This window comes from Maridesulfovibrio sp., assembly GCF_963678865.1.
GTDB lineage: Bacteria > Desulfobacterota > Desulfovibrionia > Desulfovibrionales > Desulfovibrionaceae > Maridesulfovibrio.
Window position 1 is genome coordinate 197,419 of sequence record NZ_OY787459.1, and the last position, 25,807, is coordinate 223,225.

General features: G+C 40.7%; 17 protein-coding genes. 13 read left to right on the top strand and 4 right to left on the bottom strand.

Features of this window, described 5'->3' with window-relative positions; all coding sequences use genetic code 11:
* Positions 1-23: 23 nt before the first annotated feature.
* Positions 24-1,976: an ATP-binding protein gene (locus ACKU41_RS00860; protein ID WP_321403461.1), complete on the bottom strand. Its 1,953-nt coding sequence runs from the start codon at positions 1,974-1,976 to the stop codon at positions 24-26.
* 649 nt (positions 1,977-2,625) lie between these two features.
* On the opposite strand from ACKU41_RS00860, the gene ACKU41_RS00865 reads away from it, so the two are divergent.
* The 12 genes from ACKU41_RS00865 to ACKU41_RS00920 all read left to right on the top strand — a co-directional run bounded on the left by ACKU41_RS00865 (position 2,626) and on the right by ACKU41_RS00920 (position 19,911).
* The gene (locus tag ACKU41_RS00865) at positions 2,626-3,765 is read left to right on the top strand and encodes a site-specific integrase (RefSeq protein WP_321403464.1); all 1,140 of its coding nucleotides are present in this window, start codon (positions 2,626-2,628) and stop codon (positions 3,763-3,765) included.
* 144 nt (positions 3,766-3,909) lie between these two features.
* Complete coding sequence (locus ACKU41_RS00870; protein ID WP_321403466.1) at positions 3,910-4,143, top strand: hypothetical protein; 234 nt, start codon at positions 3,910-3,912, stop codon at positions 4,141-4,143.
* A gap of 134 nt (positions 4,144-4,277) precedes the next feature.
* Positions 4,278-5,009, top strand: a complete 732-nt coding sequence (locus ACKU41_RS00875; protein ID WP_321403468.1) for a DUF6088 family protein — start codon at positions 4,278-4,280, stop codon at positions 5,007-5,009.
* Positions 5,006-5,971, top strand: a complete 966-nt coding sequence (locus ACKU41_RS00880) for a nucleotidyl transferase AbiEii/AbiGii toxin family protein (protein WP_321403470.1) — start codon at positions 5,006-5,008, stop codon at positions 5,969-5,971. Before ACKU41_RS00875 ends, ACKU41_RS00880 begins: the two co-directional genes overlap by 4 nt.
* 54 nt (positions 5,972-6,025) lie before the next feature.
* Positions 6,026-6,652 carry a hypothetical protein gene (locus tag ACKU41_RS00885; RefSeq protein WP_321403472.1) on the top strand — a complete coding sequence of 209 codons (627 nt, stop codon included), beginning with the start codon at positions 6,026-6,028 and terminating at the stop codon, positions 6,650-6,652.
* 36 nt (positions 6,653-6,688) lie between these two features.
* Complete coding sequence (locus ACKU41_RS00890) at positions 6,689-7,267, top strand: hypothetical protein (protein ID WP_321403474.1); 579 nt, start codon at positions 6,689-6,691, stop codon at positions 7,265-7,267.
* Positions 7,268-7,369: 102 nt separating this feature from the next.
* Positions 7,370-11,869, top strand: a complete 4,500-nt coding sequence (locus tag ACKU41_RS00895) for an AAA family ATPase (RefSeq protein ID WP_321403476.1) — start codon at positions 7,370-7,372, stop codon at positions 11,867-11,869.
* 396 nt (positions 11,870-12,265) lie between these two features.
* On the top strand, positions 12,266-13,717 hold the full coding sequence (locus ACKU41_RS00900; RefSeq protein WP_321403479.1) for a VPA1262 family N-terminal domain-containing protein: 1,452 nt from the start codon (positions 12,266-12,268) through the stop codon (positions 13,715-13,717).
* Positions 13,710-15,722 carry a hypothetical protein gene (locus ACKU41_RS00905; RefSeq protein ID WP_321403481.1) on the top strand — a complete coding sequence of 671 codons (2,013 nt, stop codon included), beginning with the start codon at positions 13,710-13,712 and terminating at the stop codon, positions 15,720-15,722. The genes ACKU41_RS00900 and ACKU41_RS00905 overlap by 8 nt, the downstream gene beginning before the upstream one ends.
* A 277-nt stretch (positions 15,723-15,999) precedes the next feature.
* A complete protein-coding gene (locus tag ACKU41_RS00910; RefSeq protein ID WP_321403483.1) occupies positions 16,000-17,640 on the top strand; it encodes an AAA family ATPase in 1,641 nt (546 codons plus the stop codon).
* Positions 17,633-18,736 (top strand): UvrD-helicase domain-containing protein, encoded by a 1,104-nt coding sequence (locus tag ACKU41_RS00915; RefSeq protein ID WP_321403484.1) that lies wholly within the window; start codon positions 17,633-17,635, stop codon positions 18,734-18,736. Before ACKU41_RS00910 ends, ACKU41_RS00915 begins: the two co-directional genes overlap by 8 nt.
* A gap of 65 nt (positions 18,737-18,801) precedes the next feature.
* The gene (locus ACKU41_RS00920; RefSeq protein ID WP_321403486.1) at positions 18,802-19,911 is read left to right on the top strand and encodes a hypothetical protein; all 1,110 of its coding nucleotides are present in this window, start codon (positions 18,802-18,804) and stop codon (positions 19,909-19,911) included.
* Between the two features lie 54 nt (positions 19,912-19,965).
* Here ACKU41_RS00920 and ACKU41_RS00925 read toward each other — a convergent pair whose 3' ends face one another.
* The 3 genes from ACKU41_RS00925 to ACKU41_RS00935 form a co-directional block, all read right to left on the bottom strand.
* Entirely contained in the window at positions 19,966-21,006 is a 1,041-nt protein-coding gene (locus tag ACKU41_RS00925; protein WP_321403488.1) for an IS481 family transposase, read from the bottom strand.
* A gap of 603 nt (positions 21,007-21,609) precedes the next feature.
* A complete protein-coding gene (locus ACKU41_RS00930; protein ID WP_321403490.1) occupies positions 21,610-23,838 on the bottom strand; it encodes an AAA family ATPase in 2,229 nt (742 codons plus the stop codon).
* A 106-nt stretch (positions 23,839-23,944) separates the two neighbouring features.
* Complete coding sequence (locus ACKU41_RS00935) at positions 23,945-24,139, bottom strand: helix-turn-helix domain-containing protein (protein WP_321403492.1); 195 nt, start codon at positions 24,137-24,139, stop codon at positions 23,945-23,947.
* 155 nt (positions 24,140-24,294) lie between these two features.
* Between ACKU41_RS00935 and ACKU41_RS00940 the strand changes: the two genes are divergently transcribed.
* Positions 24,295-25,764 (top strand): hypothetical protein, encoded by a 1,470-nt coding sequence (locus ACKU41_RS00940; protein ID WP_321403494.1) that lies wholly within the window; start codon positions 24,295-24,297, stop codon positions 25,762-25,764.
* The last annotated feature ends 43 nt before the right edge of the window (positions 25,765-25,807 follow it).

Sequence of the window (25,807 nt, forward strand, 5' to 3'; positions counted from 1 at the left end):
TAATTTTGCAATGGAATTAGCTATTAATCTGACAAGCCTGAAATTGTATGAACGGCATCAATCTCAAGCGGAACAATTACGGAAAAGCAACTTCCTTCACCTAACCGACTGTGGACATGAATCGAACCACCCATCTTATCTATCAACAGCTTGCTAATCGCCAAACCTAAACCGGTACCGTTTTGGTTTCTAGACATTGAACTGTCGGCTTGAGCATAACTTTCAAAAATTGTTTCCAATTTTTCGGGAGGAATGCCGATCCCGGTATCGTTGACCGAAAACTTGCAAATTCCACTTTCACTCATTTCTATTTCAAGACAAACTTTACCGCTCTCAGTAAATTTAACTGCATTGCCAAGAAGGTTCAGTATAATTTGCCGTAATCGTACTGAGTCACTAGTAATTGTATCAGGAAGCAAATCGTTCTTATGTATAACCAGTCCGATCCCTTTCGCATCTGCTAAAGGCCGGATTATTTCTTTAATTTCAGAAATGAATGCATGAAAATCGATTTGTTCTTTTAAAAGAACTATAGAACCATTTTCAATGGCATCTATGTCATTAATGTTACTGACAATTTGCTTTAAATATCCTGCAGAGCTCTGAATTATCGAAACAACCTTGCTTTGCTGTGCATCAAGCCTTGATTCCAGCATTTGTCTGCTCTCCGCATTGATTCTGTCAAGCGGTTCACAAATATCATTGCCCACTGCAGTTATAAATGAACTTTTGAGTTGATTTATTTCGTTGGCAATATGTTTTTTTCGACGATAATTTTCAATTCTATCCGCCAACGCCAGAGACAAAAGAAGCAATTCAAAAAGGCTCGAAGCCTGAAATAAAATTAGCATCTGCTCCAAACTGCGTACAATTCCCAAGCCGCCAAGCCCAATCAGCATTGCAACAAGGAGAAGCACTGTCCAGGCAAAAAGAAAAAAGCGCGCAGGGGAGTAGCCTGACTGCAATGCCCAACTGCCCAAAAATAAGTACACGGCAGGGTAAAAGACATTTAATACGGAGATAAAAGTTGTCGTAAGGACGACAGGTAAAAAGAAAATAGCCAAAAAAAATCCAGCTGGAATTATAGGTAGGATGTTAAGTAGAGTCTTAAACCAACTGGGAGAGTCAGCGGTTGCAAAAAAAGTCTTCACAAACATTGCACTGAAAAAATGAAAAAAAGCCAGAAAAGCAAAAGTAAATGGAGCAACAAGAGAAGCGTCAATGAGGACATATTGAAAGATAACACCGCGAACTAATAAAAAATATATCGCAAGTGAAAGCCCTTGCATGGAGTACCACAAGTAACTTTTATCCCACAGGCAGCAGAATAAAAATAGGTTGTAACTTATCAAGGCAAAAGCAAAACCGAAAGCTGTGGCGGTCCAAATATTTTCGATCGTTCTTTCCTTGAAAAAAATATTTTCGGTGACAAGCAGCAATGGATTGAAAAATGAATCCTCAGCCTGCACAAATACATAAAAGGTAACTGGAGTAACACTCAACCTGATCCCGTGTGCAAGGAACAATTCACCTTGCCAGCTTGTTCGCTTCTCGTTTCCGTATCCGGCATGCCATTCGGTCCATCTTTTGGCAGCGGGGTCTTTGGTGTACAAAATTATTTTCTTGATCTGGGGAGGTACGACTTTAATAATCCACCTGTCGGGCAAGGATGTATTTTTCAAGCTTGCGCTGAAGCGCAACCAGTACCCGGACGGATTTTTACCCGGATAAAAGAATTCGTTCGCAGCTCTAAATTTGTCCGAAAATTTTTCAGATGAAATTTGCGAAATTGAATAGCCATTGTCTGGAAGTACAGTGGCGTAATCGCGGAGGTCGTATCTTGCATGAGAATCATCTATAAGAATTGTGTCAGGTAGGTAGGATGCATGAGTGGAAGGGCAGGGCAGGCAGCAAAGAATAGTTGCCGACCAAAAAAATATTTTCAAAAATTTATTCATGTACCCATCAAAAGACATTGTTTCCCCAGCTTGATAAATACGGGCATTTATTCCGGCTATACAGACAGGATTGATGAGTATCAAGATTTTTTTAAATTCATTCTAGTGCGTTATCTGTGCTACTCGTTTAAATGCTCAAGATCGATAATGCCAAAACCGATAGCATGACTTCTGATGAGAAGGGGATATAGCTATGCAGGTAGCAACACAGAACCTATGCTGACTTTAAGGATTTGCGGGAAACCAAGCCGCATGCTTTGGCAAAGGCTTTGGAGCGTTTGGTGAAGACGTGGACCTTAATTTTTCCCCTTGAACTAACCCCACCCTCTGTGTAGTCATCATTTTTTTAATCCAACCAAGGAAAAATATTTTCATGCCTTTGCATCAATTTTCATCCCAGCTGTGGGGGAAGGAAAACCAAAAAGAAAAGGGTTTACCTTCCGTAGAAGATAAACCCTTGAAATATCATGGCGGGGCAGGAAGGATTCGAACCCTAGGCCAACGGCTTAGAAGGCCGTAAATAGCTGTTTGCACTTATTTTCATCCTTTTTCATATTCTACATATTTTCAGTGGTTTAGTCGAATTTGCTTTGCATCCTTTTGCTTGCTTTTTCATCAATTTTGCGCTCAAGTGTGGGGGAGAGTGTGGGGGAAAATAGGAGGCGATATGGCAAAGGAAACAAGGCATAAGACGAAATACCCCGGTGTATTTTACGTCGAAAAAAAACATGAACTGAGCGGAAAGCCCGAAAAGGTCTATTTCATCCGCTACCGCAAGCACGGAAAACAGGTTGAAGAGAAGGCCGGTCGCCAGCATCGTGATGACATGACCCCGGCCAAGGCTTCAAAGCTGCGGGCCATGAAGATTGATGGAGACCTTCCGACCAACGATGAGGTCCGCATTGCCAAAAGGGCGGAGAAAGAAGCCGAGAATGCCAGATGGACTATCGACAAGCTCTGGAATGAATACGTCCGGCAGCGCGGTGAAGTCACCAAAAGCCTGAAGAGTGATATCAACCGCTACAACAGGTATCTCAAAGATGGCTTCGGCAATATGGAAACCGCAGAGCTGAGGACCATCGAGATTGACCGGCTCCGTTCCGATCTGTTGAAGAAGCTTTCCCCGCAGACCACCAAACACGTCCTTGCGTTGCTCAAGCGCATCGTAAATTTCAGTATCAAGAAAGGGCTCTGTGCAGCCCCCGATCCCCGTTTGCTCCATTTTGAAATGCCCAAGATCGACAATGTCAAAACCGAGAGCATGACATCAAAGCAGCTCAAGGCCTTCTGGCAGGCTCTTGATGAAGAGGAAGACCAGAATGCTGCTTCGCTTATCCGTCTGGCACTGGCTACTGGTATGCGTCGTGGAGCACTTTTTGCCCTGAAATGGGAAGATGTCGATTTCGAAGAACGGTTCATCACCCTGCGCGGAGAAGCAGCCAAGAAAGGTAAGACCGAAAAGATCCCCATGGCCCAGCTCGCCTATGACATCCTGAAGCAGGTGGATCAGGTGGAAAGCGAATATGTGTTCCCCGGCCACGATGGCGGCAAACGAAAAGAGTTCGTCAGGATTGCCCGCAGGGTTCGGGATAAGGCAGGCCTGCCCAAAGACTTCAGACCGCTCCATGGATTACGCCACACCTTTGCTTCATTGCTTGCTTCCAGTGGTAAGGTTGACCTCTATACCTTGCAGAAGCTGCTTAGTCACGGAAGCCCTCAAATGACCCAGCGGTATGCCCATTTAGCGGATGAGGCCCTACGAAGGGCTGCGTCTGTTGCGGATGATGTTTTGGGTGGTGTTGATTGATTGTTGAGGGTTTATTTTAGGGCAATGTATTGGTTTTCAAGCATTTAGTTGAAAATTTAATGTAAAATGTTGACGAGGTAATAAATATGAAGCCACGTTGCATGTGCCCATCAACTGGTAATGATTTGTTATAAGGAGATTTAAATGTTTAAAGCTGGTATTGAAGCTATTCTTGACATGTGGCGTATTTTGCTTGTTGGGGGAGTGGTTTTTTCGTTTATTACTGCCTTAAATTTAGTGGAATTTCAGAAAGGCTTTATTAATTGTGCTGAAAAAGCGATCAGCGAGCAGAGTGCCGGGAAGAATGAGGCGTTAGAGTCTTTGAATAAATATGTTGGTGCTGCGAGTAAGGTGCGTATAATTCTCGACTCTTTCTAATCCTGTTCTGGCGATGTGTTTGTGTTGGGGTCTTGTATTTTGTGTTCAGTGACTAATTTAGTCAAGTTTTTACATGCAAAAACTTGACATATGACGATAAAAGAATAATTTTTGATTAAGAAGAGGATATCACCATGCAGGTAGCAGCACAGATTAATAACTATATTGAATCCGTCCCGCCAGGGAAGATCATCACCTATGGTGACTTTAAGGATTTGCAGGAAACCAAGCCTCAGGCTCTGGCGAAGGCTTTGGGACGTCTGGTGAAGAAGCAGGTTCTTATCCGTCAGGCCAAGGGGGCATTCTATCGTCCCAAGAAAACCCTTTTCGGATCAGTTGGTCCTGCTGATGAAGAGCTTATTTCTTTTTTGACTCGCAAAGGGGATGAGATAACCGGAATCCTTACCGGGCAGTCTGTGTACTTACAGCTTCAGATTGCAACGCAGGTCCCGAGTGTGCTGACCATTGCCAGCGTTGCTCCCCGTAGAAAGCAGAATATCGGTAAGATTCAAGTCCAGTATGTGCGTAGCTATGTAGATGAGATTCAGGAGGCGGATATTCCGCTGCTGCAATTGCTTGAGGCTTTACGCTTCATCAAGAAGGCGCAGGATTGTGCCCCTGATGATGTGATTCAAGTCGTTGGTACAAAAATGGTGCGGCTTACGAAGTCTGATCTGGAAAGATTGGTGAAGTTGGCTAAATCCTATCCGCCCATGGTTCGAGCCCTTTGCGGATGTCTTTCTGAAGGGATGGTTGAAAGCATTCAGGTTGATTCCTTAAGGGGTAGTCTGAATCCTTACACAAAGTTCAAGGTTATGGTTTCGGATGCGGTTTTGAAAAACAAGAAAGCTTGGGGGATAATGTGAGGCTTCACGAATCAAAAGATATTTTTCGGGATGCCATTCAGGCAACTGCGGATAATTTGCGGTTGCAAAGCATTTTTATCGAAAAAGATTACTGGCTGACTCTCGCGCTGTACCGGATTACTCAGACTGATCTTGCGGATGTTACGGTCTTCAAGGGTGGGACTTCTTTGTCCAAGGCATATGGTTGCATTGAACGCTTTTCTGAAGACGTGGACCTCGCTGTCATCACTGAACAGGGCATTGCATCCAATCAGATTAAAAAGCTGCTCAAGAAGATTACAGAGATAGCCAGCAAGGATTTGACTGAAGAGCCAGCGGGAAGCAGTAAAGGCTCCATGATCCGCAAGATTTATTATTCCTACCCGCAAACCTTTGAAGGTGCTTTCGGACCGATCTCTAACAAGATTTTGTTGGAAGTGAATGCTTTTGCTCATCCTTCGCCATACCAGCCGCTGCCGATCTCTACGTATATTTATGACTTCCTGAAAAGCAGGGGAGAGGATGCGCTTATCAAAGAGTTCGGGCTTGAGCCCTTTCCATTTCAAGTCCTGTGTCTTGAGCGGACATTCACGGAAAAAGTCATGGCGATTGTAAAAGCATCTTGTAGCGACAATTCAACTGAATCCCTGCGCCAGAAGATCAGGCATATTTACGACATCCACCAGCTCATGCAGCGGGAAGAGATTCAGAAGTTTGTCAACTCTGCTGATTTTCAGCAGCTTCTTGAGGTTGTGCGTAAATTCGATCAGGAAGCCCCGGTAGGCGATGCAAAGTGGGTGGATATGGATATAGCAGAATGTCCCATTTTTGCTGATACGGAGGCCGTATGGAAGTCCTTGTTGCCTGCATATCGTGATGGTCTTGGGGCTATCGTTTATGGGGAACTGCCTGCTGCGGATGATGTTTTGGGGAGTTTGGTGGAGCTGGGTAGGATTTTTACGAAAATCGACTTGTGCGACTAAGTAACCTGTATAACGGCTAATAATAGTTTGTTTATGTGATTAAAGGAAATTTATATGGAGCCAACAGTACAACGATTTGTGAGATTTGGAGAAGCTGTCAATCTTATTGCTCAACATGATAGCAGTAAAAGCTTTAAGTCGTTAATTGATTCAGCTCCTCATTTGTTCAAAGGATTTCAACTTGTATATTCAAGTGACAATACAGAACTTGATTTTGGATTTGCTTCGTTGAGCGATATTGAGGTGAGTTGTAAGGCTTTGAAAAAATATTATTGTGGATCTGGAATACTTGTATACGATGATGAAATTTATGGAAAAACTGCGTCTTCAGGACGTGCTGAGTTTCCACTAAACTTTTCGATATACTTTGACTCAAATGTAGCAGCCGCATTTAGGACATGGGAGGCTGGGGGAGAGGTGCGTGATCCAAGGTTTTTTGAGCTGATGGAGTATTTAAAAAGGTATAATCTTAACTTTAATCACTCTTTTTTTCTTCTTGAGCGTTTCGAAGAGTTGAACAATAGGAATAATTCGCACCCGTTTGATACAATTCGAGCTTTGAAGCGTTTTGATTATACTAAGACAAGAGAGTCCTTTAATGGTTTGGAATTTGAGCACCTTCTAGACCGAAAAGAGGCGGGAAACCTAGCTATACAAGACATAATGACTTTTGCTAGGTAGCCTGCTGCTAAACAAGCTGTATTGCAGCAAAAAGGCATGCATCTGATCATGTTGAAGGCGTTTGAGTTGTATCTAAATGATAAAAGCGCGATAGATCAAAATCTTTGTGAAATTACTAGGTTCTGTCTGGGTACGATTGGAAGTTTTGCAAAACTGGAATTGTTCTTCGCATGGAAATTTTTTAAGTACAGGACAAAGTTCAATTTTTTTAGTCCGATGAATGCAGCAAATTCTAAGTCTTTGAAAGGGATAAGAGGAATGAGTTGGGACCTTTTTTTTCTTAGATTTCAAGAGACGATTACTTCTATTACTCCTAGTGGGGGATTTAATATTCCTTTTATGAGTTCATTTGATAATAAATTTGTCGAACTTACCAAAGCTTGCCCTATTAGGTGTACTTTATTGGATTTAAGCTACTCTAGGATGCATACTTTGTATGAAGATGATTTAGAGTTCATGGAAGATTTACAACGTGCATTGCCTCAATCGATACAAAATGAAATTAATGATCCTAATCTTGCCTTGTGGCGTCAGCAACATAAGCCATTCACTGAAAAGTTAGCTGACAAAGAAATCAAGGGAATTTCTGAAAAATTAGCATGCAGTTTAACTTAGTAAGTTGAAGCAATAGTGACTTATTTGCTATTCTTGACTCTTTCTCTTGAAAAGAAATATAAATTTGTTTTTAAAATATCAGTCATAATAAGAGAGTTTGTAATGAGTCACAGCGGAGCCGCTTCCTCTAAAGGGGATCACTACCAGCGTAGAATAGCTCTTCATTGGCTTGTCAGGATGATAAGCGATAATTCTATTGATTATATTCAGGCAGAATCGACTGGAATTCCGGGGTCTGATAGTCCGGTGGATGTTGATGATGTTGTAGTTAGCTATCACGGTGGTAAGAAGCTGTTTATCCAAGCTAAAAAGAGTCAAACTAACCATGCAGTGTGGAAGATTGATGATTCAAAGCTTGTTCCTGAGTTGAAGAAAGCTAAAAGACAGCTTGAAAATGAGCCTGAATCTTTAGTTTATTTTTATTCCCAAACTCCTTTTGGTGACCTCAAAAAATTATCTGAAAGAAGACCTGAGTACCTTTCATATAAATACTTTTATGATAATGCTCCCAACACTCTGAAAACTCCATTAGCTAAGCTTGCCGAAGTATTAACTGTTTCGGAAGAGGAGGCTTTCGAAATTGTTTTCAAGCTGAAGTTTGGGCCTTGTCATACCTTTGAGGACTGGGACGATTTAAATCTTCAGGCTATCGATCGTGTTTTGCCAAATAAGTCAGTTGCAATGAGGGTCTTGGAAACAATGATTGGTGATCATGAAGCCGGTCTAAGGGATTCGAAAGTGACTATCACTAGAGAAGATGCCCTATGCAAATTGGTTGAATATGGTATCGCTCCTACCCCGAAAAGAGATATTAAAGAGCTTAGCAAAGAACTTGAGAGAGCTTCTGCGATAGGTCGCCAATGGACGAGGGATATTGCAGGAGAAACCATAGATAGGCCAGAGCTGCCAGAGATTGTAGACTTACTGGAAAGCGGAGAAGAATCTATCTTGCTGGTTGACGGTCCGGGTAGTGGCAAGACCTGTCTGCTTTTAGATTTAGCTGATCATATAGAACAAAATAAAAACTGGCACCTTCTGTTTATTAAAGGGGATTTGTTCTCAAAGTGTGAAAGCGAGGATGATTTCGTAAAGAATGGACTTCCTGATGATCTGGTTGGTGTTTGCGCAAGGCTTGCAGAAGATAAGAAGGTCGTAATTGTGCTTGATTCTCTGGATGTGTTGTCACTTGGACGAAATCATACTTCCCTAAAATATTTCTTATCTATTTTAGACCGCCTCTCCAAGGTTAGTCATGTTTCAGTTGTTGCTGCCTGCCGAGAATTTGACCTCAATTATGACCCCCATCTTAGAGGGCGTAAATGGGGGCGTAAAATTCCTATTAAGGCTCTTGATATTGATAGTGTGGTTAAACCCTTGCTGGCAAAGACTGGCGGTGATGTTTCTGATCTACCAGAAGAGCTGCTTGGTTTATTGCAAAACCCACAAAATTTATCCCTGTATTGTAAAATATCATCTGTACGTCATGACGCGCATCCAAAGACAGCATGGCAATTGTATGATTGTTTCGTTGATGAGGTCGTCAGAAAAGATGTTCTTCTAGGAGAGAGTGCGATTGACTTTTTGGAAGAGCAAGCTTCAAAAATGATGTCGGAGCGTCGAGATTCTTTGCTGTACGGTGAAATAAGAATACCAGCCGAAATGTTACAACGGCTCGTTAGTCAAGGAATCTTATTTGAGCGGGCTGGTCGTTACAGCTTTGCCCACCAAACTTTGATGGAAAATTTCATTGTTCATGATGTTTTGAAAAGGAACCTTTCACTGCGTGATTTTATTCTGTCTCATCCCCCACTTCCTTTTATACGTCCTACAGTTAGAGTTTTGTTTTTTCATTTGGAAAACCAAGATCAAAGAAAGTTTGTAAGACAAGTAAGAGAAGTTGTTAGCAGTGATGAAGTTGCCATGCATTTAAAGCGATTGGTCGCAGAGTCATTGGGAGAGGTGCAGCCTGGTTCCGCACTGTGGCCTTTAGTGCGGTTCCTTTTTAATCAGGATGCTACCTTATTTAAGCGTTTTTTATGGAGAACATCTCATCCAGATTGGTTTTTGTTTTTTGAGGAAAATTTATTTTCATTGATTCAAAGCCAGTCTGATGAATCTTGGCACAAAGAGTACATCTTTAAAATTCAAAAATGGATGAATGCGTTTCCCGATGCTGTTGTTCAGCATTGGTTGAGAATAGTAAGGGATCCTGCATTAGCAGATAGTTTTAGATGGGAGATAACTCGTGCCCTAATAGAATTTGCTCATTGGAAGACTGATGGTTTGTATGAGGTCTTTTCATATTTAGTTAATGCTGAGCAAGACGAATATCCATTGATTGGTGGGCCATTAAGTAAATTTATTGCAGCTACAGGAGAGGGAGATGATCTTCTGTGGCTTTTAATAACAAGCAAATCAGGTTCTGATGAATCTGATCTTAAGAAAAAACTATTATGTTCAAAGAATGTTTTTGTTAAAGACGATTTCCTAGTAAAACGTTTTGGAAAGTCTAATCTTTTATTAGAAAATGCTTTAGAGCTGTTTAGTATGATTTGTTCTGAATGTCGATTTAAATATAACGAAGGGAGATTTTTAACTGATTTTATATCTGACAGTTCATATAGATTTAAGCTTGGTGATGAAAGAAGATATTCTTCTGATTTTAACGTCTTTTTGGATTGTATTGAATATGGACTGATCAGTAATTGTAGAGTTAACAGTGATTGGTGGCGAGATCGTTCGCATTCACTGTATTTAAGTACTGAATTTTCTGTTGTGTATTTTTTAATTAATGCTTGTTGTGAAAATCCAAAGTTCAATGTTGACCTTATAGGTAAGATAGTTACCGATTCAGAAGTTTTTAAACATAGACGTAGTATCGGCCCTTCTTTGGGCAAACTTATAAATACAGCGTATCCATTTCTCTCAGTGGAAGTTCATGATCTAAATCAAAATTGCATTTTGTCTTTGTATGATGATGAAGAGAAGACTGACGATTATAAAAATGGTTATAAATTTGATTTATTACAATGGATACCATCCATGTATCGGACTGTTGAAGCTCAGAAATTTATGGATAATATGCTAGAAAAAAACTGGCTTCCGGATCGAAAAACATATTCTTCAATTAGAGCGGGTAGAGTGAAGTCTCCTTGGCCTTTGGCTGAAATAAATAAGCTTTCAAAGGAAGGTTTTTTTAGTCTCTTAAAACATTTTGATAGTCACTCTGATAATTGGGAGGAAGATTTAGATGGAGATTTGAGAGGAGGGCGAGAGCAGCTAGAGCGTGCAGTTTATCAAGGGGCTGTGAATGATCCAACAAAGTATATGTCGTTTGTTGATGACATCATAAATGCTAACGTAGGTGTGAAATATCACTGTGAGATTCTGTCCGGTGTTGTTGACCATCTTGATCATCGTTTTGGTAACTTGAACTTAAGTAATAGCTGGAATCCAGTGGAGCCGTTTCCTGATGGCAAAGAGGTTGCGCGGCTTCTTTTGGATACTGTTCACAAGGGAGGGAAGCTTTGGGATGATCCTTCTTGCGTTGCAGATGTTGTTCGAGTTGTTTCAAATGTTTTTGAAGACGAAAGCCCTTTAAGTGAGTTAACGGATATTCTCATTAAGTTAGATAAGTTGAATGAAGATGATAACATTGATGAGTCAAGCAGAAAACGTACACAAGGCCATCTTCTTCAATCTATTGTTGCTGTTTTGGCGCAAAATTATAAGGTGCACGAGAGTGGGAGTGAAGTTTTAAAAGATATTGCATGTCATAGATCTATTGGATTGAATTCTTATTCAAAGAGTTATGTGCTGTCTAGACTGCCATACATAATACACCATGACAGCAATTTGGGTTGGATAATTTTTGATAATATTTTTCTCGAAATTGACGATGACGGCATATCGTTCGTAGAAGCAGTTTTGTATAATAATTACAGTAGAAATTACCCAAAAGTTAAAGAATATCTAGATTGCTTTGTGGATAATCATATTGAAGGAGCCTATGAGTCATGGGGGAGGATTAGCTCTCTTGCATATTTATCTGGTCATGTCTCTTGGGATTCTCTCTGTTTGCATATTGAGCAATTGGGAAAAGATTGTGCAACTGGGTGTGCGCAGGTTTTTGCAACAAATATAGATAAGAAAGAATGTATGGAAATGTGCGATAAGGGCTTGCAATATTTACTTCTTAAAGAAGTAGTTTCGGATGATGTTGTAAACAAGGCTGCAAGAATTTTCGAAAAAAATACTGTGATTTCTGATGAGTTAATTTATGCCTTTTTGGATGCCGTTTCTAAGACTAAAAGCCGTATTGGCGTAAGAAGATTTAATGATTGGCTTGCACAACGTGCTGCTATGAATCCATGCTGGGCAATTGCTCCGTGTGAGAGACTTGCTGATGTTTGCCTCTCTAAGACTGACTCTTATTTTTATATGTCAGGTCGCGAGTCCCTTATCTGCACTTTGACAGAAATTCTTCGTGAAGCTGACGAAAGTGATGACGAAGAACTGATTGAGCGTGTTTTAAATGTCCAGGATCGGTTTCTTGATCTTGGTATAACTGACATAGAGAAAATATACACAGATTATAATTAGCCTCTCTTTCGGAGTCTATTTTCCAATTCTCAATGTCCCGATTCATATCTAATGGTCTGCAAAGTTATTAACGTTGTTCTAGCTGGTAAGAATGGCTTGAAGTTCGTGTTTTATGCCCTGCTGTCCTTTTAGTGAGGGGAGGTCATAGTGTGGGGTTTTATAGTGTAATTCTACCCTCGCTTATTTAGAGATACTTTGATTCACTCTTACAGGCTGCCTATGATCTGTAATTTGATTGATGAATTACTATAGCTAATTATGTGAGGTTGAGTCGTGGTGGATCATTCAGAAGAACGTTTTTGGCATTGCTGGATATATAGAACTGAGTCTAGTCCTGTAGAGTTCATTTACGGGTATGCTGCCCAATCAAATATTCCTGCAACAGAGTCCCAGTCCATGGTCACCAAGGTTAGTGATGATATTTTGGAGTGTTACTTTCCCTTGTCTCAGATAGTGGGGGATGAGTTTTTTTCGGCTTTTGATGATGGGGTAATCACTCTTGAAATTTTGGATGATTGTCTTGGCAAAGAGCATTGTAAGTTCATGCAGTCATCTATCCAGCCTGCGTTAGGCTCCTCCACAGCTAAAGTTGATTCATACTACACCATGAATGTCGTAGGGCATGACTTTTTAAAAAATGAAATTCAAAGTATTTTCAAACACTTTCAAAGTAGCCTCCCTTTTGCTGAGCCACAGAAATACATGCATCGCCTTGGTGCTTTTGATATTATCCATATGCCGATCTATGCAGAGGATGATATTCCGCCTTTTCGTTTTAGGCTTTCTGGGTTGAATACAAAGGATTTCCTAGTAACGGTCAGAAATGAATTTAAAATTTTACGGCGTCAGGATTATGCTCAGTCAAATCATATAGCTCATGTTCAACTTTTTTCTGGTGAGACCATCACGAGTGATTCAATGATGTTTCTTCCTGCCGGGACAGAAGTTTTTGGTCCCGTTGAAGTTTCAAATGAGTTCGATCGAACAAAAGTATGGCTTTTTAACGAAGAAGGTGAACTTGTTCACAGTGATGATCTTTATTGGTTAAACACGATAGTGCTGAGTTCCTCATTAAGTGGGGCGAAAGTTGCTATTAAGGATAAGCTAACCAAAAGTGTAGAAGGCACAGGCGATAAGCATAGGCAGAAGAAGATTACAAATGTGCAAGCCAGTTCTAAAGCTGACAACTCTGAAATTGGGTTTCATTCCAATAAAGATTTTAATAACTATCGGCGAGAGATGTTGGATAGGGGAAAAGTCTTATTTGAAAGCCCTTCTAGTGACAGGTGGTTCCCCAAAGGGCCGTTGGGGTCGTGTGATTCCATTCTATATATAAAGTTATTACTGGAGAGGGGGATTGAGCAAGCTTGGGTTGTAGATCCATTCTTCGATAAGAAAGCCTTAGAAGCAATTGTTCTCAGAATTTCCAAAAGAGACTTAACACTTACAATTATTACAAATCTTCATAGTGTCGACCCTGAAAATGGGGAATTGGTTGGCGAAGAGGGGCCTTCCCTTGTGAATGATTTGGAGCAGTTTGCAGTAAAGATAAAACCATTCATCCATTGTCATCTTAAAATTATCAATCTGTTGAAAAGTCAAAATTCACCACGGCAAGCCTTTCACGATAGGTATCTCTGTTTAAAGTCCAATGCAGGTGAGTTCTCTGTCTATTTATTGTCCAATAGTCTGAATAGCTTCATGGGTGAATATCCATTTTGTATGAGCCGTGTCGGTGGTGATGCTGCAAGAGATCTTCAAGAATATACACTCACGTTGGCTGACAAGATAGACCCTGTTTCGAATAAGGAACTGTATTGCAATATGGAGTGGGATAGCCATGCATAGTTTGTCTCATCCAAAAGATTTGCCATGGGTGACTTGGTTGTTGTCTATCTTAGTGGACAGTGCGAACGGATCTAGCGAGGAAATTTATGCTGCCGCAGAGCAGCAAGGAATTATTTCTGTACACAGTTCTGGGTTATGGAAAGTTGATAAAGATTGGTGCGCTGGGATTCCGAATTTAGTTAGTGCTGAAAAGCATCTTGATACTCCTAAAAACGTAGCCTTATTTGTTATGGCTGTAGGAGAATTTTCTGCCTGCTGTAATGGATTCCCTCTTGAAAGTTGCAAAGGAATTTTTAAGGGATCGAAGGGCGCGCGAGAGATAGATAATGTCTTTGATTTAATAGGGAAATTAGCAACAGAGCATTACCCTCAGCAAGAAGTTTGTATAGAATTTCTTGGGCATAGCCAACGTGTAAATAGTTGTTCGTGGGACTATGAGTCATATAGGGATATCGCATGGTATGATGACTATCAGCCTTTTTTTAAAGTTATGAATAGGTGGGGTCTTTCTAGAGGGATATGTCTTCTTGCTAAGTCGGATTTAAAAAGTTTTGGGTGTTGGTTATCTCGACAAAATGATCCGGCAATTATATGTTCGGTTATGTATTCTGTCATGCAGTTTGCATTTTTTATTGACAGGGAGTTGGTCTATAGCCTTTTAAAGACTTCACATCCGTTTTTGCAGCTGCTTGGGGTAGTGTATTCTCATTACTATATTAGAACGCAAGATAATCTTGAATGGAAACTATCTCTAGATGAGGCTTTGGATATTGCCAAGTCTGCTGAAATTAATATTGAAGATGTCGCGTGGACTTCATTTCAGCGTTTGGCTGATATTTATTGTGCCAAGAATAATGTGCGCAAGCAAATTACGGAGTGCATAGTTCGTGGGGTCTCTAAGAAAAGAATATGCGAACTTGAAGAGTATGGTGCTAAGCTTCAGTCATTATTTGATGAGTCTTTGTGTCTTTTGGCCTCTTATTATCCTGACGGTGGGTTGTCGAGTGAAAGAGTTCAATATTTGATCAAAGTTTCGATGGCTGATTATGAGTTGCCATTGCTACTCGCAGAAAAATTATCTTCTGAACAGCGTAAGACTCTTTTGCAAGCAATTATAAAAAAATTTCATGAGGAATGTGGGTTCTTTGATGGTTTTGATGAGAGTAAAAACTATACTCGTCCATATCAGTGGCGTGAGCATTCAAGCGTAGCAGCGAAAGCCTTTGTCTTGCTGCATGAAAGGGAAAATATCGGGAAAAAGTTTGGCTCTCTATTTATGAAGTCGGAGAAGGTGTTTCTGCCGTATTCTCGACAGCCTTATCTATTTGTTCGTGATTATAGCTGCTGGGCCCATGTCTTCGGCAAGCTGGGTATGATGTATCTGTATGCGTTTAAGGTTGTGTTTGAGGCTGGACAACTTGGATGTGCTGAAGGTGTGGATTATCTTCGTGAATATGTTTTCAAACAGTCTTTGAAATTGTTGAAGTTCTATAAGGGAGAATGGTGCTTTCATTCTATTTTTGATTCTTTGAGCCAACGGTCTGCACATGAGCTAAGCAATATTGATAACTCGACGATTCTTGGTATGGTTAATGATTTTGTCCAATATAGAAGAGGGTATCCTATAGCGCGACTTAATTTTCTTTGGGTGAATTTTGATATATTTGAAGGCAATAGAGAATTAGCTTTTGAGTTGTTGAATGAATTTAGCCTGACTGAGAGTATGAAAAGACAACGGGATGTCAATTTTAGCGGATATATAAATGTTGTTGATATGGCATTAGCTTTATTTGCTCAAAATGATGATGAAGTAGCGATGAAACATATTCTGAAGTCGTGGCAATGTTTTTATGACCGCTGGGACGGCGAGAACAAAGAAGACTGGCGCGATGTTCCAGCTAGAGTTGCAAAAGCACTACAGGGTGATCCAGTGGCCCTAGAGTGGATATTTACGGATAACAGGTACAAAGATAGCGTTAGCAGGAAGGTTTGTGAGGAACGCTGAAGGAGTTTTATCACAGGTAGCTTGAAGTATTGATGGTGAAGTTAAGGACCGGGGCGGTGGCTCCGGTCTTTTTTTATTGCTTTAGGGCGAATCCGGCTTGGCTTGAGGTTTGTGAAGGTGTATGTGATTAAGTCATTAAGCTATAGAAGAAGTTGAATCTAAATAGCGGTGTTCAAATGTTGATAAATACAATTGCAAGCATTTGGACAGGTTGAGAACTCAAAGAACATATTAAGATCAAGAGGATATTATGGCACCGTGTACGGGAACTCCCACTTTGGCTATTAAAAAGGTCGTGATCGAAAATTTTAAATCATATAAAGAGCGATTTGAGCTTGAACTTAACGATGGTCTTAATGTCATCGTAGGTGACAATGAAGCTGGGAAATCAACAATTTTAGAAGCTATTAACTTGGCTCTTACCGGACAGCTAAATGGTCGCTATGTGAAAAATGAGTTATCTCAATACCTATTCAATCTTGTTGCGGTAAAGGAATACTGTGATGGTCTTAAAGCAGGGCGCAATCCAGCTCCTCCTTTACTCCTCATTGAGCTATATCTCACTGATTATCAAGATTTTAGAGGGTCGAATAATAGTGAGAAGAGTGATAGTTGTGGAATTTCTTTCTCTATTGAGTTCGACGATAGTTACGCTTCGGCATATGAAAAGCTCTGTGGCTCAGGAGAAATTAAAAGTTTGCCTGTTGAGTATTATAAGGTTGTTTGGAGGTCGTTTGCTCTTAGTAGCGTTATTCCAAGGTTGATTCCGTTGAAGTCCTCTTTCATTAATTCTTCGGAAACTAGGTTTAATAATGGTTCTGATATATACCTTTCTAGAATAATAAAGGATTCGCTTGAGGATGAGCAAAAAGTTGATCTTGCCCAATGTTATAGGAAGATGGTCGAAGTTTTTGCCGATCAGGAAGCAGTAAAATCAATCAATGAAAATATTGCCAAGCAGGCTGAGATATCGTCGAAGCCAGTGCAGCTTTCTGTCGAGATTGCAAATATCAATGCTTGGGAAAAGATTATCACAACTTATCTCGACTCTATTCCATTTCAGCAAATTGGCCGTGGGGAGCAATGCATTGTTAAGACCAATTTAGCTTTGACCCATCGAAGGTCTGAAATTGCTAACTTGGTATTGATTGAGGAGCCTGAAAACCATTTGTCACATAGCAATCTCAATAGACTACTTAAGTATATAGGTGATAAATGCTCAGGGAAACAAATAATCCTTTCTACCCATAGTAGTTTTGTGGCGAATAAGCTTGGCCTCAATGATTTGATCTTACTAAATAAGCAGCAAACTACGGCGTTTAAAGATCTCAGCAATGAAACGTATGAGTTTTTTGCGAAGTTGCCCGGCTATGACACCTTGCGATTGTTATTGTCTGAAAAGGTTATTTTAGTTGAGGGGGATTGCGATGAACTTGTTGTACAAAAAATTTATAGCCAGCAGCATGGCGGGAACCTTCCAATACAAGATGGGGTTGATGTGATTTCGGTTGGTCTTTCATATAAAAGATTTATGGAGCTTGCCGGAAAGATTGATAAAAAGGTCGCTGCCCTAAGGGATAATGATGGAAACATCGAATCTATTCGTGAAAATAATGAAGAGTATCTTGAAGATAAAAATGAAAGGCAAGTTTTGTTCTATGATCTTGTAGTTCATGAATATGAAGGGGCGTTGCCCAAGTATAATTATAACACGCTTGAGCCATGCCTCTTAAGGTCTAATAATATTAGAGTTCTTAACTCTATATTCGGAACTGACTACGAAGACGAAGACGAAGACGGCATATTGAAGTTCATGAAAAACAACAAAACGAAGTGTGCGCTGAAAATATTTGAAACAGAAGTTGATTTCAATGCTCCTGAATATATTCAAAGAGCCTTGGAGTTTATTGATGCCTAAAAGTAAGTGTATAATAGCGGCTGCTGGGTCAGGAAAAACGACTTACCTTGTCAAAAAGGCTTTAGAAGCGGATAGAGATGAAAGGGTGCTTATTACTACATACACACGTGAGAATGAAGCTGAAATACGTAATAAGTTTATAAAAAAGAATAAATCCATACCCGGTAATGTAACCATACAAACTTGGTGGTCATTTTTACTAGAGCATGGTGTCAGGCCATTTCAAAATTTAATCACAGACAAGGCCATAAAAGGATTAAGGCTCACTGCCAATAGGTCTGGGTTTAGATATAAAACTCGAGGTCGTCCTGTGTATTGGGGACAAAAAAATGTCGAACCTTTTTATTTTAATGGTGCTAGGCAGATCTACTCCGATAAGATCTCGATATTTGTAATGGAATCTAACCGGTTGACAAAAGGGGCAGTTGTAGATCGCATTTCTAAGATTTATAGACATATCTTTGTTGATGAAGTTCAGGATTTAGCTGGATATGATTTAGATATATTGCACGCTTTAATGAAGGAAATAAGTGTGGTTTTGGTTGGTGATCCCCGGCAAGTGACATATCATACCCATCACTCCGCTAAACATAAGCAATATAAAGATGGTTTGATTGATCAATTTGTGAACGATAAGTGCGATAAAGTATGTGAAGTTGATGCTGAGACTTTGAGCAATTCATATCGATGTCATGAAGAAATTTGCACCTACTCAAGTTCTTTGTTTCCAGACCTTCCGAAGGTCAGCTCGCTCTCTGATCTGGTCACTTCTCATGATGGTGTTTTTTTTATTCCAACTGATAAGTTAGACGGCTACTTAGCACACTACGAACCTATGCAGTTAAGGTATGATAGGAGGACCCCTGTTAATGCTAACTATCCGGCATGTAACTTTGGGAGATCCAAAGGCTTAACTTTTTCAAGAGTCGTAATTTATCCGACTGACTCCATTAAAAAGCATATCAAAGGTGAGGAGGTGTTGCCGGGCAGCACTTTTTGTAAATTTTATGTCGCTTTGACTAGGGCTAGGCATAGTTCCATGATCGTTTGGGATAATCCACCTGAGGTGGAAGGTATCTCTAAGTACCCATTTTAGGAGTTTTAAAATGTCTTTGCTCTTAAAGAATGCTGTTGTGTCTTAACTTATATGTGGGGGGCAGTATGAAGAAAAATAAGTCTAAAAAGATCAATAGAAATAAAAGATTAAGTGCCAGAGGACTGAAGAGGAAAGAAAAGAAGAATCAAGAAAAGCTTAAAAAATTAAAACGGCTCAAGAGACTTGAATTACCAGCGATTACGAAACGTCTATTTAATCAGGTTGTTGACGATAATAAACTGTCTGACGATTTTAAAAGTCTATTGCTCCCTGCCTATAAGCCTGCCTTAACGATGATGGAGACGTGTTTTCGTGATTATCACGACAAGGATGGAAATTTCATTGAGCAGTTTCAGAGTACAGGGTTTGATGCGAGGGTTTGGGAGCTTTATCTTAATACGTATTTTTCAAAAACTGGCTTTTCAATATCAGATGAACATAATCGGCCTGACTTTGTTATTGAAAAAGAAGGGCAGACATTATGTGTGGAGGCCGTTACAACTAATCCATCTCTTGCAGGAGCATTAAAAGGCATAAATAATTTTGAAACGATTAAAGAACAATACGACTTTGCGTCGATTAAAATGGGAAGTTCTTTATGGAGCAAGCACATAAAAAATTATTGGGATTTACCACATGTCGCAGGGCGTCCACTTGTTTTCGCAATTGAATGTTTTCATGAGGATGGACCTATTTATTCAAGTGATGGTCCTTTGGTTGACTATTTGTATGGGAAAAATTTCTCTTGGTCTTTTAATGAAAACAATGAGCTAGTAGTTAAAGAGCATGAAAACGAACGTCATATAATTGAGGATAAGGATATCCCGTCAGGTTTTTTCAATCTTGCTGGCTCGGAGAATGTTAGTGCTGTCTTGTTTAGCAATAGTGCAACAGCTGCAAAATTTAACAGGAAGGGCAAAGTTAAGTGGCCAAGCTGCGAGGTACGAATGTTGCGAGAAGGGATGTCCTACAACCATGATCCGAATTCAGATACTCCTAATCCATTTAGCTATGAAGTTGGAACTGAGTCTCCAAAGGAAACTTGGGGTGAAGGCTTAATAATGTTCCACAACCCAAATGCTAGGTTTGCAGTAGATAAGTCATTGTTTTCGGATATTCCACATGGTGATTATAGTGATGGGTGCTTTGTTGTCCAGAATATGCCTGATTTGTAGTGGTTCATACTTGATCTGACAGTCTGCCTTTTTGATGGGACCGAAATTGTCAGTTTAGTTTAAACTCAGAACCTTGTCGTTCCAGAGTTCTTTTCCATCCAGCATAGTTGCCAGTGGTGTTCGACCGCAACACATTTTTCCCTGATGAGATCGTTGCGTGTTGTATTCATCAATCCAGATATCAAGATCTGTCTGCAATTCTTCCTGTGAAGTATAGATCTTACGTCTGAATGTGACCCTGTAGAATTCATCCAGAATCGTTTTGTGGAAGCGTTCGCAAATCCCGTTTGTTTGCGGGTGACGTGCTTTAGTCTTTGTGTGCTCGATGCCGCAAATGCCAAGAAACAGTTCGTAATCGTGTTTCTCAACGCATCCGCAATACTCGGTTCCTCTGTCGGTCAGCATGCGTAAAATGCCCATTTCCTGCTCTGCGAAGAAAGGAAGGACCTTGTCGTTGAGCATATCGGCTGCAGTGATCGGCGTTTTGGTTGTGTAGAGCTTTGCGGCTGCCCACTTGGAATAGGTGTCCACAAAAGTCTGCTGATAGATCCGCCCAACGCCTTTGATTGTGCCGACATAGAAGGTGTCCTGACTACCCAGATAGCCAGGATGGGCTGTTTCGATTTCACCGCAGGCCAAATCATCATCCTTTTTCTTCTCAAGGGCCTGAACCTGCGCCTCGGTGAGTACAACTCCTTGCTCTGCTGAAATCTTCTCCAGCGCAGTCAACCGGAGCTTGAAATTATGGAGATTGTGCCGGAGCCAAATGGATCTAACTCCTGAAGGCGAAACAAAAACGCCCAACTTTCTTAGCTCATTACTGGTTCTTGTTTGTCCATGAGCAGGAAAGTCAGTTGCGTAAACAACAACTGCGTCTTCGATTGCCTGATCTACCCGATTCTTCAGGTTCGGTTTACGACGGGACTTATCAAAAAGTGCTTCCACACCGCCTTCTTCCTTGGCTGAATGATACCGGTAAAAGGTGTCCCGAGAAAAGCCCATCAGCTTGCAAGCTCTGGAAACATTACCGAGTTCTTCCGCCAGATTCAGCAGACCTATCTTGTGTTTTATGATGTTTTGATTGAAACTGGACATGTGGTTCTCCTTGGGCACGGTGCCCTGTTTTGATGGTTCCTTAGTATTCCCATCAAAAAGGAGAACCTCTTCTGTTTCAAGAGGAAATGTCAGATCAAGTCGGAACTAATACAGATGATTTCATTTCAGGGCCCCTTCTTTCGCAGGCGCACCATCTTTATCTGCCGGTCTCACAAATTTTCTTTGATGCCGAATTTCCCTGCACCACAGTTGGTTGACAGGAGTGCTGTTTCAGACATTTTAATACCGGAGTCGTGAGCCATAATTGAATTACGTAGTAAAGGACTTTGCTCCACCGTGCGCCATGGCCACAATCAGTATGCGTACACATCTGTCAGAATTTCATTGGCATTGAGTGGACGAAGATTTTGAAAGCCAAAGCCCCGCTAGTTGTCAGATCCCCGGCTGTTGCTTTTTTGCACCTGCGTGCCCTTTTTTCGAATCTTAGTCTTGGGAGTTTTTAAGTGCTAGTTTAGGGTTTGATATTATTGAATTTTTTATGTGTATATTTTGGCTTTGCCCCAAGATCTTGGTTGATTTTACCCACGAATGGCCCAGCGATGGCCCAAGAAAAAAGCAACTTGGGCCATCGGTTGGGGTATATTATTCAGCTGAATATTTTGTTCCCTGCTTGGATTCTCCGTGTTTTGTGATGAACTTGGATTCAAGTAGCTTTTTCAGAGGTTTCTTGAGCTGGTCACTTTTACAGCCAATTTTATATGCAATGGCTGCTCTTTTGAGGTGGACAGGACTTTGTTTCAAGATCTCGATAATCCGGGTCTCCAAGTCAGACAGCTCAGGCATTGTGTCTGTCGTTTCAACTTCAGTTGGGGACTCAGCTTCAGCTGGTACGTATATCCACTGTTTGCCATTGAGCGGGTTCTTTGAATCATACGGCAGGTGTGCATGAAATGATTGACCTTTCAGAGCAGGATACGTTTTACACTTCTCAAAGGTAACTGTCATATTGGCTCCAGGGCCTTGCTGATTTTTTCCATAATCTTTGATCTCGATAATATTCTGGCAAAGAGCTTCTGTTGCCTTGGTTCCGATTGCCTGCCCAGACTTCCCGAGGTGATGAACAAGAATAACACTGACTTCTTTATCACTGAGCTTCCTACAAAAATCGATTAGCTCTTTGAATTTCTTCTGGTGATTGGAAGCCTCCTCTGCCAAAGTAAGCAAGTTGTCAACAACCAAGACAGCCCCCTCGGGCAATTCCTCAAGAAGCCGGTTTTGCCAGTATTCTGAAAAGAGGCTCAGTTGACCTTCCTCGCCATTTTCAGACTGATTATCAACGCCGGAGTATATATGGATTTTGGGTTTTGTATTCTGGGTGACACCATAGGCTGACAAAATCTGCTGACTGCGTTCCTCGATCCTACCCCTTGAATTTTCTGCATCCAGATAACAAACATCACGAGCAGACTGGACTTCAAAGTTGAAAACGTTGAACTCATAACTCATAGCCAGAGCGAGAGTCTGTGTGAACAGACTTTTTCCGCCATCCTGATCCCCAACAATAATCGTAATGTTCTCAGGTGCGAGGAGTGCATCCAGTGTCAGGGTGCTATATTCCTTTTTAGAAATTCTATCTGCCATGAAAGGGGGCGTGAATAAGGATTTTTTTTCAGTACGAATTTTCTCCTGCTTCAGGCCGATCTCGCACATCCACTTCCTGTATTCCCTAGTCTGCCATCTATCTCCCAGTGCCTGAATAATATCCATGAGCGGAGTGTGCAAAACATTCTTTCCATGATCCACCAAATATCTTTCAAACGGACAGACTATTTCAGAACTCTGGTTTTGATCATCCTGCATTGGGAAGCTCTCCGTAAACATAGCAACCTTCGAAACCTTGAAAGAATCACATTCTACCTTCTTGCACTTCTCTTTTACCTTCTCCGCGTTCAAGTAGCTGGCATGGTCGGCTCTAGGCTGATAAATGACCTCGCGATCTTCCAGCGGAGAATAGTCGACATCAGCTAAAGCATCCTTGCCGCCAAACCACGTTGTTGCGAGATACTCAGGAGTGCCCTGTGCGAGGAATTTGTCGTTTAAGGCAAAAGCTAGCGGTAAGTCCTCGGTAAGAATTATTTTTGCGTCGGGGTGTTTTTCCATGAGGTCCTGCCCAGACAAAGGATAAGGCTTTGGGTAGCACCCAAAGTTAAGGTCGGGCCAGGAAGTAAAGTGGTACGAATCTTGACTGCAAGACCAGTAGGTCAAAGGGAGCAGAGCTCTTTTTCCGTGCTGATTTTCAAGTGACGCAACCTTAAAAATGGAAAACTCATGAGGCCCCTTAAAATCGAAAGTATGGATTACCTTCCAGTTTAGTTTTTTAAGTAAAGGTGTAAAGTCATCTATATAAGATGTGGCTTTTGAGTGCGTGATCTGTTTTATTTCCCAACAGTTGTTCATCGGGGATAAGTGTGGATTCTGGGCATCGATTTTGAACTGGGTTGCTATTTCACGAAGCGCAGTCTTTCTAGAGATGTTCCGGAGTCGTGCGTATAGAGAGATCCAGCCATGACGGCGGAATTGGTCGTCGTCACAATTTAAATTCCATTCTATCAGAGAGTATGGACCAAGTGCGGTCGTAGTGAATTTGAATTCAGGTGCTTCCATTGAATGGGTGTTACGATCTAAGTTGGGGAACGTGGACTTTTGTGCATGTATCCCCAACTTTTCGATTGGGGTATTTAGCATGCAGGCAATCTCGCAGTATAATTCAAGTGCGGCTAGCTTGTCTTTTTTGGACGGTGTGCAGATGTCGGTTGTGTTGTGCTGGCCGACAACATGAATATATTTTTCCGTGAATTTTCTGTTGGACATGTGTCCTCCTATTTAAGGGTTGCGGCAAAGGAATGGTAAATATTTTTACCATTCCCCGTCCCTGTCGTTTGCGTTGATAGAGAATTGTTCCGTTGCCTTCTGTTAGTTAGCTGCGTGCAACAGGTTCAATGCGATGTTCCGCCATGAACTTTTCGATGTCGTTTACTCTGTATCGAACGGTGCGCTCGATCTTGTGGTAAGGGATGCCCTTACAAAGGTGGCGGTCGCTTCTGAGCTTGGAGAGCGACAAGGCCGTGATCTTTGCAACCTGTTGTTCAGTAATGTAATGTTCGGTATCCATGCTGTTCCTTGTGGAAGGTCGACCTTCGTGGTTTTATTTGCGCATGGTTTTGTATAGAATTTTGAAGCTCTTCTTGCCTTAGGCCAATTTTTTTAAACGAGCTATTTTGTTGTATGTATCTTATTATATGGGATATTTTTTTAGAGGGAGATAATATGAGACGCAACTATAAAGAGCAGCAAAAATATTTTACCGATCCTCTTTTCAGGATTGAAGGTGTAGGTTTTCCAGGTGATGGAAATGAGTTCGGGCGTGATTTTTGGAGTGCTGTGGAGGTCGGTCAGTTTTGTTCTCAGAATGATTTAAAGTTAGTCAAAAAATTAATAGTCGCGATAGAAAAGATGATGAAGGATGGTAAGCTGGAATTTTTATCAATTCATAGTACCCATAATTCTTCAGAGTGTTATTTATATATGTTTTTGGCTTATAAAAGTTGTATGTATAAAAGAAATGGAGAGCTCTCTTTAAGGCGTGTTCTAGAAGCATATAATAGTAAGTCACGTCATGTCTTTATTGATTTACTTGTCAATAACGGTAGAGGTCTTCACTATCATGGTCAATATAAGAAAAGTAAAAGTAATATTATTAAATTATCAAAAAAAATTAAAGATATTGCAAAGGGTCTGAAAGGATATATGCGCCTTCTGGAAGAAGATAAATCTGCTAACGATATTTTATTTTGGCATGTTGAGTATGTAAAACGTAAATTTAAATTAGATTTAGTACGCGATAAAGTTTTCTTTCATGAATTTAATGATTTTTATAAATTATGTAATGATTTGTTTGATTTTTTAATAAAAAGGAAATCCAGCCTATGTCATGATTGCGGCTGGGGAGCCAAAAGAAAAGGGTGGCCTTTTGTTTTTAAAGGGATTGGGTGTGGAAGCAGACGGTGCGATTTTAATATATACTTATCGCAGCAGGTAGAAGGTCTGTGCATGGGACCTGAGTTTTATGACCCTTCAGTTCCTGCTCCTGCATTGCCCCCGTTTCAGTTTTGTAAGCCAGTAAAAGTTTTCGGGGGATGTTTTTCGACATTGATTTTTGCTATGAATTTAGCTGTTACATATGGTGTCTATCCATATGAATTGTTTCACTTAGCTACTTCCGATCAAATTGTGAATTCTCTTCATTCAGAAGAAGGACTTCCTGAGAGATGCCTATTTTCCAATGTGTACTATGTAAGAGATCCAAAGACTATGTCAGCTGGGAAGGCTGTGTCTACTAGGTATAAGAATGTGAAAGAGGCGTTATATCTGAATGAGTCTGGCGAAAAATCAAACTATCACAATTTAAATGAGTACAGGATTGTAGGGCTATGGATTTGGGATAATTTGTATTTTCCTAATGTCGCAGTGGGAAACGAAAACTGGGATGAAGTAACGAAGGAGCTAGCACAGGCTCATAGAAATAATGAAGATAATTTTATGCGGCTTTTAAAAAAATTGCCACAAGAAGAGTGGTATTTAAAATTAGAAATAAGCAAGATAGATGGGGATCTGCTGGGGGATAACGTTATCTGGGAAGATAAAAAGATAGCAATTGAAAAATATCGTAAGCATTACAAGCTGGCTAGAAAATGCATCGAACAAGGAAAAGTTTTACCCTTGAACTCTGTCAGGTAGCCGTGTATTTCCAGCCCTCAAACTAACGAGGGCTTTTTCATGG